The 20,071-nt window shown below is 62.1% G+C and carries 17 protein-coding genes; 10 read left to right on the forward strand and 7 right to left on the reverse strand.

The window, feature by feature from the left end; translation table 11 throughout:
* Positions 1-25: 25 nt before the first annotated feature.
* The 3 genes from ACR0FC_RS11915 to ACR0FC_RS11925 are packed head-to-tail and all read left to right on the forward strand — an operon-like array spanning position 26 to position 1,804.
* Positions 26-682 carry a sigma-70 family RNA polymerase sigma factor gene (locus ACR0FC_RS11915; protein ID WP_174825133.1) on the forward strand — a complete coding sequence of 219 codons (657 nt, stop codon included), beginning with the start codon at positions 26-28 and terminating at the stop codon, positions 680-682.
* A 10-nt stretch (positions 683-692) separates the two neighbouring features.
* On the forward strand, positions 693-1,343 hold the full coding sequence (locus ACR0FC_RS11920) for a ChrR family anti-sigma-E factor (protein WP_093964400.1): 651 nt from the start codon (positions 693-695) through the stop codon (positions 1,341-1,343).
* A 56-nt stretch (positions 1,344-1,399) separates the two neighbouring features.
* A complete protein-coding gene (locus ACR0FC_RS11925; RefSeq protein WP_170341155.1) occupies positions 1,400-1,804 on the forward strand; it encodes a hypothetical protein in 405 nt (134 codons plus the stop codon).
* 3 nt (positions 1,805-1,807) lie between these two features.
* Here ACR0FC_RS11925 and ACR0FC_RS11930 read toward each other — a convergent pair whose 3' ends face one another.
* From ACR0FC_RS11930 to ACR0FC_RS11955, 6 genes are all read right to left on the reverse strand, one after another.
* Positions 1,808-3,046 carry a DNA recombination protein RmuC gene (locus ACR0FC_RS11930; protein WP_170341153.1) on the reverse strand — a complete coding sequence of 413 codons (1,239 nt, stop codon included), beginning with the start codon at positions 3,044-3,046 and terminating at the stop codon, positions 1,808-1,810.
* Between the two features lie 57 nt (positions 3,047-3,103).
* Positions 3,104-4,966, reverse strand: a complete 1,863-nt coding sequence (gene mutL, locus ACR0FC_RS11935) for a DNA mismatch repair endonuclease MutL (protein WP_170341151.1) — start codon at positions 4,964-4,966, stop codon at positions 3,104-3,106.
* Positions 4,967-5,248: 282 nt separating this feature from the next.
* Positions 5,249-6,178, reverse strand: coding sequence for a metal ABC transporter permease (locus tag ACR0FC_RS11940; protein WP_170341149.1), 930 nt, complete (start codon positions 6,176-6,178; stop codon positions 5,249-5,251).
* Positions 6,175-7,380: a metal ABC transporter permease gene (locus ACR0FC_RS11945; protein WP_170341147.1), complete on the reverse strand. Its 1,206-nt coding sequence runs from the start codon at positions 7,378-7,380 to the stop codon at positions 6,175-6,177. Before ACR0FC_RS11945 ends, ACR0FC_RS11940 begins: the two co-directional genes overlap by 4 nt.
* A 3-nt stretch (positions 7,381-7,383) precedes the next feature.
* Positions 7,384-8,187, reverse strand: coding sequence for a metal ABC transporter ATP-binding protein (locus ACR0FC_RS11950; protein ID WP_170341145.1), 804 nt, complete (start codon positions 8,185-8,187; stop codon positions 7,384-7,386).
* 2 nt (positions 8,188-8,189) lie between these two features.
* Positions 8,190-9,143 carry a metal ABC transporter solute-binding protein, Zn/Mn family gene (locus tag ACR0FC_RS11955; RefSeq protein ID WP_170341144.1) on the reverse strand — a complete coding sequence of 318 codons (954 nt, stop codon included), beginning with the start codon at positions 9,141-9,143 and terminating at the stop codon, positions 8,190-8,192.
* 197 nt (positions 9,144-9,340) lie between these two features.
* Here ACR0FC_RS11955 and deoC point away from each other — a divergent pair, with 197 nt between their 5' ends.
* Genes deoC through ACR0FC_RS11970 form a run of 3 tightly spaced genes read left to right on the forward strand, consistent with a single transcriptional unit; the run spans position 9,341 to position 13,520 of the window.
* Complete coding sequence (deoC, locus tag ACR0FC_RS11960; protein WP_170341141.1) at positions 9,341-10,339, forward strand: deoxyribose-phosphate aldolase; 999 nt, start codon at positions 9,341-9,343, stop codon at positions 10,337-10,339.
* 11 nt (positions 10,340-10,350) lie between these two features.
* Positions 10,351-12,684: an aldehyde dehydrogenase family protein gene (locus ACR0FC_RS11965; RefSeq protein ID WP_170341139.1), complete on the forward strand. Its 2,334-nt coding sequence runs from the start codon at positions 10,351-10,353 to the stop codon at positions 12,682-12,684.
* Between the two features lie 26 nt (positions 12,685-12,710).
* Entirely contained in the window at positions 12,711-13,520 is an 810-nt protein-coding gene (locus tag ACR0FC_RS11970; RefSeq protein WP_170341137.1) for an SDR family oxidoreductase, read from the forward strand.
* A gap of 69 nt (positions 13,521-13,589) precedes the next feature.
* Here the strand turns inward: ACR0FC_RS11970 and ACR0FC_RS11975 are convergent, their stop codons facing one another.
* Positions 13,590-16,238, reverse strand: a complete 2,649-nt coding sequence (locus tag ACR0FC_RS11975; protein ID WP_170341135.1) for an AsmA family protein — start codon at positions 16,236-16,238, stop codon at positions 13,590-13,592.
* 245 nt (positions 16,239-16,483) lie between these two features.
* On the opposite strand from ACR0FC_RS11975, the gene ACR0FC_RS11980 reads away from it, so the two are divergent.
* The 4 genes from ACR0FC_RS11980 (at position 16,484) to ACR0FC_RS11995 (ending at position 20,063) form a co-directional block, all read left to right on the forward strand.
* A complete protein-coding gene (locus ACR0FC_RS11980) occupies positions 16,484-16,753 on the forward strand; it encodes a potassium channel family protein (protein WP_315901678.1) in 270 nt (89 codons plus the stop codon).
* Between the two features lie 163 nt (positions 16,754-16,916).
* Complete coding sequence (locus ACR0FC_RS11985) at positions 16,917-17,996, forward strand: AI-2E family transporter (RefSeq protein ID WP_170341131.1); 1,080 nt, start codon at positions 16,917-16,919, stop codon at positions 17,994-17,996.
* A complete protein-coding gene (locus ACR0FC_RS11990) occupies positions 17,993-19,057 on the forward strand; it encodes an HlyD family secretion protein (protein ID WP_170341129.1) in 1,065 nt (354 codons plus the stop codon). Before ACR0FC_RS11985 ends, ACR0FC_RS11990 begins: the two co-directional genes overlap by 4 nt.
* Positions 19,047-20,063, forward strand: a complete 1,017-nt coding sequence (locus ACR0FC_RS11995; protein WP_170341127.1) for a DUF2955 domain-containing protein — start codon at positions 19,047-19,049, stop codon at positions 20,061-20,063. The genes ACR0FC_RS11990 and ACR0FC_RS11995 overlap by 11 nt, the downstream gene beginning before the upstream one ends.
* Positions 20,064-20,071: the final 8 nt, after the last annotated feature.

Genomic DNA, 20,071 nt, shown 5'->3' on the forward strand with positions numbered 1-20,071 from the left:
TTGGGTGCGGCACCGTAATACAGTTATGTTTACCGAGATGGACACCGTTGTTCCGGACGATGTCGCGACCGCCCCGGCGGCGCGGCCGGCTGGGCGCGGCACGAAACGAACCAAGGGATCGTCGGTGAACGGTACGAAGAATAATGGCGCAGCAAGATGCGAGTGGGTGTCCCACGTCCAACGCATCCGTCAGTCGCAGGATCAGGCGGCGTTTGCCGAGCTGTTCCAGCACTTTGCCCCTCGGGTCAAAGCGTTCCTGATCCGGTCGGGTTCGGACGCGACGTTGGCCGAGGAATGCGCGCAGGAAGTCATGGCCACGTTGTGGCACAAGGCGCATCTGTTTGATCCGTCACGGGCTACCGTGGCGACATGGGTCTTTACGATCGCGCGGAACAAACGCATCGACGCCATTCGCAAACAGCGGCGTCCTGAACCGGAAGAACTGACATGGGGTCCCGAAGCGGAACCCGAACAGGAAGACGTAATCGCGCTGCAACAGGAAACGGCGCAACTGAAAACGGCCCTGCTGCAATTGCCCGAGGCACAGCGGGAACTGATCGAGAAGGCATATTTTGGTGACCTGAGCCATCGCGAGATCGCTTCGCAGACCGGGCTTCCGTTGGGCACCATCAAATCGAGAATTAGGCTGGCGCTGGACCGCTTGCGCCACGCGATGAACTGAGATGATAGAGATGAGCAAAGAGATCAAACATCACCTGACGGACGACCTGCTGATGGCCTACGCCTCGGGCACACTGCCCGAAGCGTTCGACCTGATGGTCGCGACCCACCTGTCCCTGTGCGACCATTGTCGCGCCCGCGCCGAGAGTTATGACGCGGTGGGCGGACACATGCTTGAAGACCAGGTCGAAGCCGCACCTTTGTCCGCGGATGCCCTGTCATCGACAATGGCTCTGATCGCGCAGGGTGCTCCGACCCCCAGGCCCGCGCGCGCGAAATGCGATGTGCTTCCGGCCCCGTTGCAGGATTACGTCGGCGGTGACGTGCACAGCATCCGCTGGAAGCCGATTGGCATGGGCGTCAAGCAGGCCATTCTGCCAACATCGCGCGATGCTACGGCGCGCCTGTTGTTCATTCCGGCCGGTGCCGCAGTACCGGACCACGGCCACAAGGGCATGGAACTGACCATGGTTCTGCAAGGCGCGTTTTCCGACGAGGTGGATCATTTCGCCCGCGGCGATGTCGAGATTGCAGACGAGGATCTGGAACACACACCCGTGGCCGACATGTCCGAGGACTGCATCTGCCTGGCCGTGACCGACGCTCCGCTGAAGTTCAACAGCCTGATCCCAAGATTGGTGCAGCCCTTCCTGCGAATCTGAACGGCCCCTCAGTTGTGCTAGGCTTGGAGCCGGGAATCACCGGGAGGATATGCAGAATGTTGAAACAAGCTCTGGCAGCCCTGTTCATTGCCGTTGTGGCCCTGCCGGCCTCGGCCCAAAGGACGGCCGAGGTGAAATTCCAGCCCGGAAACTTCGGCACCATGGTTAACGGCACCATCACGGGTAATGAATATTTCGATTACGTGCTGGGCGCGAAAGGCGGGCAGGAATTGTTTGCCGAGCTTCAGGTCAGCGATACCAACGGCAGCGGCGTAGTCTATTTCAACATCCTGCCGCCGGGCAGCGACGGGGTCGCGATCTACAACGGCTCGATCGACGGCAACACAGCCCGCATCACCCTGCCCGAGGATGGGAATTATACTATCCGCGTCTACCTGATGGGCAACGACCGGGATACCGGCAAGACCGTTGGCTACAACCTGGACCTGTCGATCCAGTAGGCCTCAGCCCTCGGACTTGCCCAGCGGCACCACGTTGGCCCGGTCTTCGGGGGCCAGTTCATCGAAATCGAAATTGTCCAGCCGCTGCGCGCGCCTGCCGGCCTTTTCGGCGCTGATCTTGATTTCCGAGATATCCTTGGCCGCCTGCCCGAAATGCCGGTCGAGATTGGCCACCCGGTCGCCCAGACGCTCGACATCCTTGTGCAGCAGGCCCAGCTCCTTGCGGATCGCGCCCGCCTGTTCGCGCATCCGCGCGTCCTTGAGGATGGCCCGCATCGTGTTCAGCGTGGCCATGCAGGTGGTCGGCGAGACGATCCAGACCCGTTTCGAGAAACTCTCCTGCACCAGTTCGGGGAACTTGGCGTGCAACTCGGCATAGACCGCCTCGGAGGGCAGGAACATCAGCGCCCCGTCGGCGGTTTCACCATCCAGGATGTACTTGGTCGAGATGTCCGTGATGTGCTTGCGCACCGTGCTGCGGAACATCTGCACCGCCGCCTTCAACTCCATGTCATTGCCCGCGCCCACCAGCGCCTCATAGGCCTCCAGCGGGAACTTGCTGTCGATCACGATCGGACCGGGCGGGTTGGGCAGGCGGATCAGGCAGTCGGCGCGTTTGCCGTTCGACAGGGTCGCCTGCAGCACATAGCTGTCCGAGGGCAGCGCCTTGGACACGATGTCGTTCAACTGGATCTCGCCGAAGGCGCCGCGAGTCTGCTTGTTCGACAGGATGTCCTGCAGCGACAGCACGTCGCCCGACAGTTTGGTGATGTTGTCCTGCGCCTTGTCGATGGCGGCCAGCCGTTCCTGCAACTGGGTCAGCGAGGTCGCTGTCTGTTTCGACGACCCATGAAGGGTTTCCTTCATCCGCTCCTGCATCTCAGCCAGCGCGCGGGCGGATTTCATGGCGTTGTCGGCCAGCCGGTCGTTCATGTGCTGCTGCACCGCCGACAGCCGCGCCTCGACCGTCTGGATCACCTGCACCTGCGCATTGGCCTGCGTGTCCGAGACATGCTGCAACCCGCCGCGCAATTGCTCCTGCCCCTGCCCCAACTGCTGCACATGCTGGCCCAGATAGGCCAGCTGCTGCGCCAGCGGCTCGGCCATCCGGGCCGAGCGGTTGGCCGCGCGCAGGGCCAGGAACAGCAGAACGAGGATCAGCAGAACCACCCCCGCCCCGATCAGGGCGGCCATCACCATGGGATCGTTCAGTGAATATTGGGTGCCTGCGATTTCTATCATCTCAACCTGCGCGTTCTTGTTTTGTTTCTTCTTTTCTACCGCCGACCGGCGGTCGGATCAACTGCGGCCGAACAAGCGCTCGATATCGCTCAGCTTCAGTTCCACGTAAGTCGGCCGCCCGTGGTTGCACTGGCCCGAATGGGGCGTCGCCTCCATCTCGCGCAGCAGGGCGTTCATCTCTTCGGCGCGCATCCGGCGGCCCGAGCGGACCGAGCCATGGCAGGCCACGCGGCTGAGAATCGCTTCGATCCGCGCCTGCACCGTCTGGCTTTCGCCCTGATCGGCCAGCTCGTCCAGGATATCCAGGATCATCGCCCGCGCATTGACCTCCCCCAAAATGGCCGGGGTTTCGCGCACCGCCAACGCTCCGCCGCCGAAGGGCTCGATGGTCAGACCCAGGCGCGACAGGTCGTCGGCCACCGCGAGCAGGCGGGCGCAGTCGCCCTCGGACAGTTCCACGATCTCGGGGATCAGCAGCGCCTGCGCGGCCACGCCGTTCTCGGCCATCTGCTTCTTGAGTTTCTCATAGACCAGCCGTTCATGCGCGGCGTGCTGGTCCACGATCACCATGCCGTCGGCGGTCTGGGCGATGATGTAGTTTTCATGCACCTGCCCGCGCGCGGCCCCCAGGGGCAGATGCTCGGGCGGTGTCTGGTCGGGCTGCGCAGAGGCGGGCTCGGCCACGGGCTCGACCACGCTGCCGCTGTAGGCATTGGCAAGATCAGCAAAGCCAGGTGCCTGCGCCTGATAGGCCATGGCCCGTGTCGCGGGCGAGGGCCGGTCCATCTGATAGACCCGCGCGGGTGCCACCGGGGCCGGTTCGGGCCGCATCGCACCCAGCGTCGCGTTGGCCACGGTGGTCGAGGCGCGGTGCCCCGCCTCGGCCAGCGCGTGCCGCAGGCTGGAGACGATCAGCCCCCGCGCCACGCCGGGATCGCGGAACCGCACCTCGGATTTCGCGGGGTGCACGTTCACGTCCACCAGCGTTGGCTCGCAGTCGATGAACAGCGCCGCCGCCGGGTGCCGGTCGCGGCTGAGGAAGTCGAAATAAGCCGCGCGCAAGGCCCCGGTCAGCATCTTGTCGCGCACCGGACGGCCGTTGACGAACAGGAACTGCGCCACCGCCGCGCCGCGCGAATAGGTCGGCAGCGCGGCATATCCGTACAGCCTGATCCCCTCACGCGTGGCGTCGATCCGCAAGGCATTCTCGGCAAACTCGCGCCCCAGGATGCGGGCCAGCCGGGCGTGCAGCGCGTCGAACAGGTCTCCGTTTTCGCGGTCGGCGCGGAACACCACGCGCCCCTCGCCCCCGCCCGAGACATCGCGCAGGGTGAAGGTGATGGAGGGTTCCGCCATGGCCAGCCGCTTGACCGTGTCCGAGATCGCCTGCGCCTCGGCCCGGTCGGTGCGCATGAATTTCAGCCGCGCGGGCGTGGCATAGAACAGGTCGCGCAGCTCGACCACGGTGCCCGCCCGCAGGGCGGCGGGCTTGACGCCTTCCATCTTGCCGCCGGCGACGCGGATCTGGGCCGCCTCGGCCCCCGGCGCGCGGCTGGTGATGGTCAGACGCCCAACCGCGCCCAACGAGGGCAGCGCCTCGCCGCGGAACCCGAAGGTGTGGATGTTGAGCAGGTCGGACCCGTCGATCTTGGAGGTCGCGTGGCGCGACAGGGCCAGCGGCAGATCCTCGGGCGCGATGCCGCACCCGTCGTCGGTGACGCGAATCAAGGTCTTGCCGCCGTCGGCGATGTCGATGGCGATCCGGGTCGCTCCGGCGTCGATCGCGTTCTCCACCAGTTCCTTGACGGCGGAAGCGGGGCGTTCGACCACCTCGCCCGCGGCGATGCGGTTGATCGCGGCCTCGTCGAGTTGCCGGATTACCGAGCGATTTTCGCTGATATTGGGGTTTGCCTGCGCCATACCGCTAGACCTAGCACAATCGCACGCGATTCTGCCACCGGTTTACGCTGCTTTGGTCTAGGGGGTCGGATCGCCCGGCCAATCGAGATGCGCAACCCGAATTGGTTGCCAAGAGTTTCACGATTGCCCGGACGATCCGTGGTGAGTGGTGGTCATTAACTGTGTAATGGCGCGGTGTCTAACACGGTGCGTTGGACAAATCTGCTTAAGGTTCGCTTGCCCCGTTTGGTGGGCAAAGTTTGGCCGATCACCGACCCGAGCCGGTGGCGGGAACACGCCGGATCAGCCCGGACCCGGCGCCGCTGCGCGCATCCGGCAGGGGCCAAACACGGCCGCGACAGCCAGAATCAGGCCGGACATGGTGGCAATCATCCCGGCCGCACTGACGGCGTCCGATCCGCCCAACCACAGCGGGCCATAACCAGCCAGGACATAGCCGGACACGGCGGACAGGATGGCGAAGACAACACTCCAGGCAATCTGGGTCTCAAGCCGGTCGGTCATCATCCGGCCGGCGGCCGGCGGGCAGATGAACATTGCGATCACGATGATCGAGCCGACGGCATCAAACGCGGCCACGGCTGCAATCGCCGCCGCAATCACCAGCGCCATTCCCAGCGCCCCGGTTCGAATTCCGATCGTCCGGGCAAAGCCTTCGTCGAATGTCGAGATCTTGAGCGGCCGCCAGAATAGCCAGACAAACAGGCTGACACCCACCAATGTTAGGGCGATCCGAGCAAGCTCGGGTGGCAGGCCAGCCAGCGCAACCGGATCCAGCAGCGAGGACCAGCCGGTCGCGTCGAGCCAGATCAGGCTTTCCAGGCTGCCATAGAGTGCGTGCTCGACATCCAGATGAACGCTCGAGGTGTCGGTCTGCTCCAACAGCAGCACCCCTCCGGCGAACATGGTGGTGAATACGACGCCCATTGCGGCGCCCGGTTCTATCTGGCCCAACCTCCGGATGGTCTCGATCAGCACAACGGCGACAACCGCCGCGCCGGCGGCGCCCAGCATCATCGGCCAGGTCGAGATCGCGCCGGTGACGAGAAAGGCCACGACGATTCCGGGCAGAACCACATGACTGATTGCGTCGCCGATCAGTGCCTGTTTGCGGAGTACAAGGAAGTTTCCGGGCAAGGCGCAGGCGATGGCTGCAAAGGTTCCGATCAGCAGCGGCGTCAAGGACAGGGGGACAAACTCTTCACCGCTCATGGGCGAACCTCCCGTGGTCCGCCGATGCGGCGGTCAATGTCGTCGATCTGGTCCCGGGTCAGAACGGTTTCGATGTCGCGTAACCCGTCATACAGGGCAGCGGCTGCCTCGTGCGCATTGTCGGCGCGTACGATTTCCCAGCGTTTCTCGTCGCGCAGCGCCTTGGCCGCCTGCGCTCTGCCCGCATCCGTAGCCACCCCGTCGGGCCGGGCAAGTCCGGCCTGACGCAGCAGGCGCAACGTGTAGGGCTCATAGATGTTCTGGCCTTGAGCAAGCGCCAGCAACCCCTGACGGATGTGAACCCGTCGCTGGAACCGCAGATGCCGCACGATCGCGGCCAACACGCCGCGCACCGGAGCCAGAAACAGCGATACGACAAAAAAGCCAAAGCTGAACAGGACGATGATCGGTCCGGTCGGCAAGTTGGGCGCTGAGGCGGACACCGCCGCACCCAGATAGCCCGACAACCCGCCGATGACCCCAGACAACAGCACCACATGGTCGGACCGGTCCGACCAGAACCGCGCCGTGACCGCGGGTATGATCAGCAAAGCCACGATCAGGATCAATCCAACGATTTTCAGCCCGACAACCGTGACCGCCATGACAAGCCCCATCATCGCAAGGTCGATGCGATGCACTGGCAGCCCCAAGGCGGCCGCATATTCGGAATCGAACGCCACCATCATCATGGGGCGGCGGATGATCATGACGAGCAGCAGCGTTGCAGCGCCGCCGATCGCGATGATCAGAGCATCAGACCACAGCATCCCGGCCGTCGAGCCCAGCAAGAACCCCTCAAGCCCGGCCTGTCGGCCCACCCCCATGGTCTGGATGATTGTCAGCAGAACGATACCGAAGCCGAAGAAGACCGACAGGACCGCCCCGATCGCCGCGTCTTCGGCCAGACGGGTGCGGCGGATCAGCCAGTTCATGCACAACAGACCCACGGCGGCCGAAATCGCCGAGCCGCTCAGCAGTCCGATCAGGTTTCGCCCGGTTCCGCCCAGCGCCACCAAAACCATAAAGGCGATGCAGACGCCCGGGAGGGTCGCATGGCTGATGGCGTCACTGACCAGCGCCCGCTTGCGCAGAAACAGGAAGGTGCCTGTCACGCCGGCCGAAAACCCAAGCAGCGTGGCCCCGACGGCAACCAAGGTGGCGTTGTACCCCAATTGCAGGGTCAGTGCGTCCCACAGCATGTGTCAGCCCGCAGCGCCCGAGATCTGGTCGATCTGGGCGGTGGCCAGCCGGCCTCCATACGCGGCTTGAAGAGTCTCGGCGGTAAAGGCCTGCTCGACCGGGCCCTCGGCGACCTTGCGGGTATTGATCAGGAACACGTGGTCGAAATAATCCGTGACCGTGGCAAGGTCATGGTGGACCACGACCACCGTCTTGCCGGCCTCCCTAAGGGACTTGAGGACCGAGATGATGGCTTTTTCGGTGGCGGCATCGACCCCGGCAAACGGTTCATCCAGCAGGTACAGATCGGCATCCTGAGCCAGTGCGCGCGCCAGGAACACCCGTTGCTGCTGACCACCCGAAAGCTGGCCGATCTGGCGGTCCGCAAACTCATGCATCCCGACCCGATGCAGACACTCCATCGCGTGGGCCATGTGTCGCATCCGGACCCGGCCCAGCAAGCCCAGTTCCCGCGACAGGCCCATCAGGACCACATCGATGACCCGCGTCGGGAAATCCCAATCGACGCTGGCGCGCTGCGGCACATAGGCGATACGGGCCCGCTGCCGGTCCAACGCCTTGCCGAACACCAGCACCTGACCCGACAGCGGCTTGACGATGCCCAGCGCCGCCTTGAGCAGCGTCGATTTGCCCGCGCCGTTCGGTCCGATGATGGCCGTCATGGCCCCAGGCTGCACCGTCATATCTACCGAGAAAATGGCCGGTTTCTGGCCGTAGGATACCGTCATCCCCCGGATCACAAGCGGGCTGTCCTGCACCGTCAGGTCCCCGTTTGATGACGATTTTCCAGCCGCAAGCTCCAACATGGTCAGAGCCCCGCCGACAGCTTGCCGGACATGCCGCGTTCGGGCACATCCGCACCCAGGCCCCGCGCGATAACCGTGATGTTGTGATCCAGCATCCCGATATAGGTGCCCTCATAGGTGCCCGGCTCGCCCATGGCGTCCGAATACAACTCACCCCCGACCGAGACGGTATGACCCTTCGCCGACGCACCCTCGATCAACGCCCGCATCGACCGATCCGAGACCGAGCTTTCAACGAAGACGGCGGTCAGGTCGCGCGCGACCAAAGTGTTGACCAATTCTCCGATCCGGTTCAGCCCCGCCTCGGACTGGGTCGAGATACCCTGGATCCCCAACACTTCGAACCCGAATTCCTCGCCGAAATAGGCAAAGGCGTCATGGGCGGTGACCAGCACCCGGTTGTCTTCGGGCACCTGGGCCAGCACCTTTCTCCCATAGGCGTCCAACTGGTCGATTTCGGCCAGAAAACGCTGGGCGTTGGCGGCGAAATAAGCGGCGGAGTCTGGCCGCACGTCGGTCAGCGCCTTTTGCACCTCGACCACGACGTCTTTCCACAGAACCGGGCTCATCCACACATGCGGATCGTATTTGTCGGCATAGTCGGCATGCGCACGCAGTTTCGACTTGTCGATGGCATCCGCCACGGCAACGACTTTGCATTTGCGCCCAAGGTCGTGGAAGAAGTCTTCCATCTGCGCCTCAAGATACAAGCCGTGCCACAAGACCAGGTCGGCCCTTGTCGCGGCAACGATATCGCTGCGGGTCTGGCGATAGCCGTGCGGGTCGACTCCGGGCCCCATCAGCCCTTTGACTTCGACCTGATCACCGCCAACCTGCTGCACGGCGTCCGCAATCATTCCGGTCGTCGCCACGACCTTCAACGGCGCCTCGGCCCACGCCGCCAAGGGCAGCGAGGCACCGAGAGCAAGGGCAAGAAGAAAACTGCGGCGAATCATATGTGACCTCGTTCCGAGTACCAGTTGAGAATGAATATGCGAACCATTCTCAAATAAGTCAACCGTGTTGCGAATTACTCGCAAGAAAAAGCCAGATTTGTCCAATTGGTCAAAAAAGTGGCCAAAGGCGTCCGGTTTGCCTTTCCTTTGGCTGTTTCCCGTGCGATTTTGGCGCAAACCTCCCAAAGGACGTGACAATGGATACGCAGAGCTCAGAAAGCCCCGTGCGCACCGCGCATCTGCCGCAAGTGACCGAGCCCCGAAATCCCGGCATGGATCTGGACCTGGACTGGGTGCGCGCCGTGCAGGCCAACACCTCGGCCATTGAACGCCGCGCCGCGACCCTGCCCGGGCGCCGGTCGGTCAAGAAAGAGCATCAGGCCGCGTGGCTGCTGAAGGCAATCACCATGATCGACCTGACCACCCTTTCGGGCGATGATACCGAGGGCCGCGTGCGCCGCCTGTGCGCCAAGGCCCGCCAGCCCGTGTCACCTGCGCTGCTCAAGGCGCTGGACATGCCGCCGATTACCACCGGCGCGGTCTGTGTCTATCACGACATGATCGAAACGGCGGTGGATGCGCTGACAGGCACCGGCATTCCGGTCGCGGCCGTGTCCACCGGCTTTCCGGCGGGTCTGTCGCCCTTTCACCTGCGCGTGGCCGAGATCGAGGAAAGCGTAAAGGCCGGGGCCGAGGAGATCGACATCGTGATCTCGCGCCGCCATGTGCTGCAGGGCAACTGGCAGGCGCTGTATGACGAGATGAAAGCGTTTCGTGCGGCCTGCGGCGAGGCGCATGTTAAGGCCATCCTGGCCACCGGCGAGTTGGGCAGCCTGCGCAACGTGGCGCGCGCCTCGCTGGTCTGCATGATGGCCGGGGCCGATTTCATCAAGACCTCGACCGGCAAGGAAAGCGTCAACGCCACCCTGCCCGTGTCGCTGGTCATGATCCGCGCGATCCGTGACTACTATGACCGCACCGGCTATCGCGTGGGCTACAAGCCCGCCGGCGGGATTTCCAAGGCCAAGGATGCGCTGGTCTACCTGTCGCTGATCAAGGACGAGCTGGGCGACCGCTGGCTGCAGCCCGACCTGTTCCGGTTCGGCGCGTCGTCCCTGCTGGGCGATATCGAGCGGCAGTTGGAACATTTCGTCACCGGGGCATACTCGGCCGGATACCGGCACCCGATGGGCTGAGGACAGGAACAATGACAGTCAAAGAGATTTTCGAGACCATGGAATACGGACCCGCCCCGGAAAGTGCCGCCGAAGCCCTGGCATGGCTGGTCGACCAGGGCGACAAGTTCGGCCATTTCATCGACGGCGCCTTCACCAAGCCCGGCCAAGGGTTTGAAAGCCGCAACCCGGCCACGGGCGAGGTTCTGGCCAAGCTGACCCAGGCCACGCAGGCCGATGTGGACGCCGCCGTCGCCGCCGCTCGCAAGGCGCAACCCAAATGGGAAAAGCTGGGCGGCCCCGCCCGCGCCCGATACCTATATGCAATCGCGCGGCTGATCCAGAAACACGCCCGCCTGTTCGCGGTGCTGGAGACGCTCGACAACGGCAAGCCGATCCGGGAATCGCGCGACATCGACATTCCTCTGGTGCAGCGGCATTTCTACTATCACGCGGGTATGGCCCAGCTGATGGAAACCGAGCTGCCCGACGCACAGGCGTTGGGGGTCTGCGGCCAGATCATCCCGTGGAACTTCCCGCTGCTGATGCTGGCGTGGAAGGTGGCCCCGGCGCTGGCCATGGGAAACACGGTGGTGTTGAAGCCTGCCGAATACACTTCGCTGACGGCGCTGCTGTTTGCCGATATCTGCATGCAGGCCGGTCTGCCCAAGGGCGTGGTCAACATCGTCACCGGCGACGGCGCGGTGGGCGAGATGATCGTGAAGGCAGACGTGGACAAGATCGCCTTTACCGGCTCGACGATCGTGGGGCGCCGCATCCGCGAGGCCACCGCCGGGTCGGGCAAGGCCCTCACGCTCGAGCTGGGCGGCAAGTCGCCCTACATCGTCTTTGACGATGCCGACATCGACAGTGCCATCGAAGGTCTGGTCGATGCGATCTGGTTCAACCAGGGCCAGGTCTGCTGCGCGGGCTCGCGCCTGCTGGTGCAGGAGGGCATCGCCGAGCGGTTCTATGCCAAGCTGCGCGCCCGCATGGACACGCTGCGCATCGGCAACCCGCTGGACAAATGCATCGACGTGGGCGCCGTGGTGGACCCGGTGCAGCTGCAGACCATCACCTCGATGGTCGAGGGCAACGCGGTAGGCCAGGTTTACCAGCCCGCCTGTGAGTTGCCATCGAATGGCTGCTACTACCCTCCGACGCTGATCACCGGACTCGAGACCTCGGACCCGCTGATGCAGGAGGAGATATTCGGCCCGGTTCTGGTCTCGTCGACCTTCCGTACCCCGGCCGAGGCGGTCGAGCTGGCCAACAACACCCGCTACGGACTGGCGGCCACGGTCTGGACCGAGAACGTCAACCTTGCGCTGGACATCGCGCCCAAGCTGGTCGCGGGCGTGGTCTGGGTCAATGCCACCAACCTGTTCGACGCGGCCGCGGGCTTTGGCGGCGTGCGCGAAAGCGGTTTTGGCCGCGAAGGTGGCTGGGAAGGGCTGAGTGCCTATACCAAGCCCAAGGGCAAGACCAAGCCGCTGGCGAAAATCGAACCCGTCGTGGGCGAAGGCGGCCCGGTTGACCCAATCGACCGTACCGCCAAGCTCTATGTCGGCGGCAAGCAGGCCCGGCCTGATGGCGGCTATTCCCGCGCGGTCTGGGGCAAGGCGGGGCTGTTGGGCCATGTGGGTCTGGCCAACCGCAAGGACGTGCGCAACGCGGTCGAGGCCGCGGCAGGCGCGGCGGGCTGGTCGAAAACAACCGGCCATCTGCGCGCGCAGATTCTGTATTACATCGGCGAGAACCTCTCGGCCCGCGCCGACGAGTTCGCGCATCGCATCGACGCAATGACCGGCCGCAAGGACGGCGCGAAAGAAGTCGACGCCGCAATCCAGCGCCTGTTCACTGCAGCCGCCTGGGCCGACAAGTATGACGGCCAGGTGCATGGCGTTCCTATCCGGGGCGTGGCGATTGCAATGAAGGAACCGGTTGGCGTGATCGGCGCGCTTTGCGCTGATGAGGCGCCGCTGCTGGGTCTAGTCTCGGCCATGGCGCCGGCGATCGCGATGGGCAACCGGGTGGTTCTGGTGGCGTCCGAGCCCTATCCGCTGGCGGCCACCGATTTCTATCAGGTGCTGGACACTTCGGACGTGCCCGCAGGCGTAGTCAATATCCTGACGGGCAGCCACGAGGAGCTGGCCAAACCGCTGGCCTCGCATCTGAACGTGGATGCGGTTTGGTCCTTCTCGTCGTCGGACCTGTCAGCACAGATCGAGGTCGTCTCGGCCGGGAACCTGAAACGGACCTGGGTCAATAACGCGACGGCATTCGATTGGGGCATGGACCACACCCGCCGCTTCCTGCAGGCTGCGACCGAGATCAAGAACATCTGGGTGCCCTACGGCGAGTAGGGCCCCTCCAAAGCGGGAGGCTCTACATGGACTTTGCAGGAAAGACGGTCATCGTCATCGGCGGGACCAGCGGTATCAATCGGGGCATCGCCGAGGCCTTCGCGGCCTCGGGCGCCAAACTGGCCGTGGCCAGCCGCTCGCAGGAGAAGGTGGACGACACCATCGCCGCGCTGAAGGCAGCCGGCGCGGCCGAGACCATCGGCGCGGCCTTCGACGTGCGTGATGCCGAGGCGGTCGCCGCGGGGCTGGAACAGTTCCACGCGGCGCTCGGTGATTTCGACGTGCTGGTTTCGGGGGCGGCGGGCAACTTCCCGGCGCTGATGGCGGAGATGTCGGTCAACGCCTTCCGCACCGTGGTCGAGATCGACCTGATGGGTACTGTACATGTGCTGAAAGGCGCCTATCCCTATCTGAAACGGCCCGGCGGCAACATCATCAACATTTCGGCCCCGCAATCTTACCTGCCCTACGAGGGCCAGGCCCACGTCTGCGCGGCCAAGGCGGGGGTCGATCAGATCACCCGCACCCTGTCGATGGAATGGGGCGTGGAAGGCATACGGGTGAACTCGGTTGTGCCGGGTTTCATCGAAGGCACCGAAGGCGCCAAGCGTCTGGCCCCCACCCCCGACGCGGGCGAGCAGCTGCGCCGAGACGTGCCGCTGGGCCGCTGGGGCACCCCGCAAGACGTGGCCAACGCCTGTCTGTTTCTGGCCTCGGACATGGCCAGCTATATCAGCGGGACGGTTCTGGCGGTGGACGGGGCGCTGTATCAGCGCGGCTCGGGTCAGTTCGGCCAGATGATGGGGCAGATGCTGCGCAGCATGAAAAAGGGGTGATCCGCGTCCGACAGGCTCGGCCGGCCTTGCCGAACACAGGCAGGGCCGTGGCCGCTTGGCAAACCGCCCCTACTGCAACTGCAAGATATCCGGTATGCAGAGTTTTCTTTGTGCCGGCATCTGGTCTGCACCATCCGACCGCTTCAGCCTTTTCGGGCCATCCTTGACTTTGACCTTGGGCTCAGCGAGCGCGCCCCTCAGGGTCACCGGCCACGGGCTGCGCGCAAGTGGCTCGCCAATCTTTCTTGGCTGGATGTTCAGATCCAACACTTTGTCCGTCAGGTCGACAGCGCCAAAGACGACGACCTGAACATGATCTGTTTCCAACGTCGTCTGTTTCGTCTCGATTTTTCCATTCGAAATACTGATCGGCGCGCGCAGGCACACGATTGGCGCAACTTTCTGTTTTTTCTTGGTAAATACCCAGGGAAGAATACCCAGCCCGGCCAGGTCCAGAAGCTGGGTTTCGATCGAACCGTCGCGCATTGAAACCGTGGCATTGCCACTCATGGTGTCGACGAATTGCTTGACGGTATCCGTGCCCCCCGTAACCGAGAAATCTGCGTACACCGTGCCGCTGGCGCCTTTCTTGAAGTTCAGGTTTTGCAGAAGGTCATCCAACTGCCATCCGCCCGCCTTTCCGGTCAGGGTCAGCAAATGCGCCTTATTCGTAAGATCCATTTGCCCGCTTACGTCAAAATGACCACCTCCGTATTCAAACTTCAGAGGTCCGGCCCGTAGCTCGTTTTCGTCCAGGGTCAGTTCGCTCTGCAGGCTGCTGATGCCCTTGGCGCCCTCAATGTGACGCAGGTCTATGTCGACATCTACATTCACACCCGACAGCAAAATGGCCCGCCCGATGGGTTTGAGGGTCACATCCCTCAACGGACCTGTGTCACCGTCGTCTTTCTCGGCATCTTCCTGCTCCGGCGGTGAACCACCTATCTTGCGCAGTTGGGCGGCCGCCTGAACGATGGTCCTGATTTGGTCGATTTTTATCAGATCGCTCTCGATCGACCCCTGCAGCACGGGATCGCTTGTTGCATCATCAAGATCCGCCGCGATTTTCAAGACCGACTCGGAAACCTCGACATTGGCATTGGCATTCCAATCGGTGCCTTCACTTACCAGGTCGATTTCAAGATGGGCCCGCCCGGTGTCCACCGGCTCCAGCGACAAGGCCTTCAGAAGGTCCGCGCCCGACGGAACATCCACATCGATCGCCAGATCCAGATTCTCGAACTTGAGGACATTTTCTACGGACCCGTGCACCTCCAGGCTCCAGACCTCGGTTTCGCTTGTCTGACCATCCAGATTGGTCAAAGCAAGCTGTTCGATGTTTCCGTCCAAATGAAAGTTTCCCGAAAACCTGCCAAGCTGGTCATCGGGGCCCAGCAGTTCGGGCGAGATCAGACTGCTTGCCGGAATATCAATCAAACCTTCGGCGGATACGCCCTGCAACTGCAACGCATCCTCGACCGAACCGGTCAGAATGATAAACGGATCGGCGGGGTTTCCGATCCTCAAATTGATGTTGCCCACGCTCAGGGCGCCTTCGGGCGTTCTGGCAAGCTCGGAGAATTTGATCGGCGGCGGGCCCTCACCAGAGGTGTCCAAGGTGAAACCGTTCGTCTTGATGACCATCTGCCGTTGCGGGACCTGTCCCGGGACACTGTCGATGACCATATCCACAGCGATAAGCTTGAGGTCATACCGCGAGGCAGCCGGAGCCGGCTCGGCATCCTCTGGATACAGGCGAATGCGGGTCGTCAAAGAAACATCTTCCTGATTGCCTAATTCCCCAATTTGTCCGGTGACGGAAAGGCTTTGGCCACCATCCAGCTCGGCCAGAACAGACAGGTCATCAATCCGTGCGACGCCATCTGCCAGCTTGAATGTTGCAGCAACACTGCCCGAACCCTCCAACACGCGGTTGAGTTGCAGGACATCGAGCAGTTGACCCAACTGATCGACCTCGAGGGTCGTCTTGACCTGAAGGCCGGTCTCCACAGGAATCTGTTGGGCTTCGACCGAAATCTGATCAAAGCTCAATGCCACTTGGAACGGGTCCTGGGGCGGGAACGTGCCCTTCAGGTCAAAACTCTGACCATTGAGCGACCCCGCTCCGACCGCCGAGGCAACATCGGTTTCGGCATCGCGCTGCAAAACCAGTTCTGGAAGCTGCAAATCCAGTCCTATGCCGTTCAGGTCGTTCTGATAGAGTACGGTGACATCCTTCAGGTCGATCGTGCGATCCGTCAGAATTCCGGCCAAAGGCTGGGGCGGGCGTTCCGAAATCTTGTCGGTTTCGGCCCCGGTGCGCGAAAAGGACTGCCAGTTGGTCACGCCTTCTTCATCTGTGATCAGGTTCAGATGAACTCCCGACACTGAAAGATTGCTCACCGACAGCTGGCTGTTCCACAGGTCCCGTGCAGATACTTCGAACTCGATCTGATCGATCGCCGCCAGATCCGCCTCGGCTTTGGGCGTAGCGGGCAGAACCAGTCCAGCTGCTGATACCTGCAACTGACGGCCAAGGCCCAAACGCACCTCATCCTCAATCAAGACCTGCTGGCCCAGCTTCCTTGAGATCAGGTTCTCAACGAAACTGGTCCGCACCGACGAAAACAAAGCGGACGACAGAAACAGCCAAGCCGCGGCAAAAACCACAAGCGCGACCGCGCAACAGATCAAGACACCTTTGACAATTATTCGCACGTTATCCCTCAGCGTCCCGATTCAGCATGTGATTACCCTAGAGCATTTATCCATCATGTTAATGGAATACATGTTTCGCACGCCTTCTCAGGCCACGAAATCGCCATTGCCCTGGCCAACTCACCCTTTGGATTCACACAATCATCCAATTACTGCTATACGTGAATTCTTTTGCGAATGAGGGCATGATGAATTCACTGACCAGAATTACGCGTGGGATAGGTGTCGCTTTCAAGGACGGCAGAGTGAAAGGCATACTCGCCTTCACCGTCGGAATGATCCTTTGGGCGTCAGTGTTCTACCATTTTGTCGAGGGGTGGAGCTGGTTGGACTCCGTCTATTTTTCCGTAGTGACGATCTCGACAGTGGGTTTTGGCGACTTTTCTCCTGAAACCGCTGCGGGCAAGATCTTTACGATGGCGTACATAATCGTGGGTCTGGGTATCTTCGTCACCGCCGCCACGACCGTGGCCGACACGATCCTATCCCAGGAGGATGAGACTCCGAAAAAATAGGCTCTGGCAAGGTGAGCAACAGCGTGCTTTGCACCTCAGGATCCGCTTGCAAATTGGGGGCTGAGTCAACCACCGCACTGCCGGGCATCCCCTAAAAGCTCAAAAAATATACATATTTACTTTTTTGAGTGTAACATACGGAAAAACATACCAGGGGGATGGAATGGAAAAGACTCAGGACGCAAAGATTGTCGACCTTGCGATAAGGTTGCTGTTTCTCGGGCTGTTTCTCTACAGCGCCTTGGTCATGGTCGCCCCGCTTGCAAGCGTGGTCATCTGGGCCACAATTCTTTGCGTTGCGCTTTATCCGGCCTTCGATTGGCTTCAGTCCAAGCTGGGGGGACGGAAGAAGCTGGCAACGACGATCCTGGTTTTGCTGGGTCTGGTTCTCACACTGGGGCCGGTCGCAACGGCGGTATCTGGGGCCGCGGAACTGGGGTCCGAGTTTGCCGAGCAAGCTGACAAGGGCGAGTTGAAGATACCGCCGGCGCCGGAAGGCCTGAAGGATCTGCCTCTGGTCGGCGCCAAGCTTGCCGATGCCTGGGGCATGTTCGAACGGAACCTGGATGGTGCGCTTGCAAAATACGGCGCGCAAATCCTCGAGATCACCAAATCGCTCTTTGGCAAAGTTCTGGGGATCGGAATCGGGCTTCTCGGCCTTGCCCTGTCGGTGTTGATCATGGGCGCCCTGTTCAGCCCCGGACCGGATCTGGTGCAGGGCCTTCAGCGCTTTGCCAACCGCGTATTTGCGCCACGCGGCGGCGAATTCGTCACTCTGGCTGGGGCCACGATCCGGAACGTCACCAAGGGAGTAATCGGGGTTGCCGCCATTCAGGCCGTCGTTGTCTGGGTCCTGTTGGCGCTGTTCGGGATATCCTCGGCCGCGACGCTGGCGTTCATCTGCCTGATACTCTCGATCATCCAGATCGGCCCCGGCCTCGTCCTTCTGCCGCTGGTCATCTATGCATGGAGTTCCATGTCCGGCGGTGCGGCGCTGATCTTCACCGTTCTGGCCATTCCCGTCAGCATAATGGACAGCTTCCTGCGGCCGGTTTTCATTTCAAAAGGCCTGGAGACCCCGATGCTCGTGATCCTCATAGGGGTGCTGGGCGGGATGATGGCCTATGGCCTGATCGGCATCTTCATGGGTCCGGTCTTGTTCGCCGTCTTCTACGAGTTGTTCAAGGTCTGGATCGACGCCTCACCAGCGACCGATGACACCGCCGAGGGAGCCGCAAAATGAGGAAGACGATCTGGACGACACTGGCCGTCATTCTCATCTTCCTCATCTGGTATCTGGTTGCCGACCGCAAGACGCCGTTCACCGGGAACGCACGGGTAAAGGCCGTGGCGACCCAAATCGTTCCGCAGGTCACGGGAACCGTGATCGAGGTATTGGTAGAAAACGGGCAGGTCGTCTCGGCCGGCGATCTGCTGGTTCGGATCGACCCGAGACCCTACGAGATTGATCGCGACAGAGCCCAGGCCGACCTTGAGGCGGCCACTCAGGAGGTCGGCGCATCCTCGGCCGAGGTAAGTGCGGCGCAAGCCAAGTTGGCCCGCGCGCAGAGCGATCTGGATACGATGCGCATTCAGACGGAGCGGGTCTTCGCGCTCGAGAAGAAAGGGCTGATTGCCATCTCGAAAGCCGACGATGCCCGAGGCCAGCTGGCCGAGTCCGAGGCGAACTATGAAAACGCCAAAGCAGATCTGGAGAAGGCCAAGCAAAGGCTTGGGGACGAAGGGAATGAGAATCCCAAAATCCAACGTGCCTTGGCGGCTTTGGCCGATGCCGAGCTCAATCTGGAATGGACCGAACTGCGCGCGCCGGCTACGGGCGTCATATCCAACTTGTTGATTGCACCCGGCACATACGCCCGGTCCGGCCAGGATCTGCTGACGTTTCTTGATGCGACGGACGTGTGGATCGAGGCGTATTTCACCGAGAACAATCTGGGGCGCGCCACCGTCGGGTCTCCGGTGGATGTCGTGCTGGATATGCACCCCGGTCAGATCATCCCGGGCAAAATCGAAAGCTTCAGCGCGGCGGTCTCTCTGAGTGGCGGCGACACACCCGGACAATTGGCAAGCGCGCCGAGCACCAAAGGCTTTCTGCGCGAACCTGAACGGTTTCCCGTGCGCATCATACTGCCGGGCTACGAGGCCGGAAGCGCGGAAGACGACCTCAGGTTTCAGTTGAACGGTCAGGCGGATGTCATCATGTACCTCAGCGACAACGGGATACTGAACGCGGTCGGTCGGACATACATTCGTTTGGTTTCGATCTTTTCTTATGCGTACTGAGGACAGACACGCCGTTTACAGACTTGCACTGGGTGTGACCGGCGTCTTTTCTCTGGGGCTTTTCCTTGGGTGGCCATTGGCGGTTGTTGGCGCGGTGTTCACCGCGCTCTTCCTTCAGGCACCTACCGCGTTGCCCCTGGCCGCGTTTGCGAAACTGTTCGTTTTCTCGATTGCGTTGATGTTCGTTTCTTTCCTGCTCTCATCGGTTTTCGCGCCCTATCCGGTCGTGTTTCTGATACTGGTGGCGATCGGGATAATCCTGTCCTTCATATGGTCCGTGTCAGGCGCCGGTGTCCTGCCGGGCGTCATCGCCCTGATGGGGGCGCTGATGATCCCCAACCTCGTTCTGCAATCTCCGGATCTGGCGCTGGTGCTTGTATTCTGGATCCCGCTGAACCTGTTGTTTGCCGGTTTCGTATCGACGTTGATGTTCACGCTTATTCCGGCCGCCCCCCAGAACGCCACGCAGGGCAAAGCCGCATCGGCCGCTGACTTTGACAAGCATCGGCGCATCGTCAGAATGTCTCTTGTCACGGTTCCCTTCGCCCTGGCATTTTTTGTGTCTGGGGCGTCTGCCCTGCTGGTTCTGTTCTTTGTGGCCCTTCTCAGCCAGCAGCTCGCTGCGATGCCTGCCGCCGGCAAAGCCGTGGCCAAGGCGATGCTGACGGCAAACCTGCTCGGCGCAGCAGCGTCCATCATCTGCTACGAAGTCAACGTCATCGCGCCGGTCATTCTCACGCCGATCCTGCTGTGCTTTTTCGCCTGCGTGACGCTGGGCGCGCTCGGCAAATCCCAGATCCCGTTGGCCGCCGCCGCCGGATCGGCCTTGACGACGGTCCTGATTGTCTACGGCGGGTCGATTTCACCGTTTTCGGACGAGGCCAACGTCAAAAGCATCACTCGCGTTCTGCAAGTCGCCAGCGCGGCCCTGTTCGTCATCATAGCCTACGTGGTCGTGGATGAGTTCTGGCCGGAAAAGAAACGCGAAAACCCAGTGAATGCATGACGCAGCCG

Source organism: Ruegeria sp. BB9 (genome assembly GCF_056539345.1).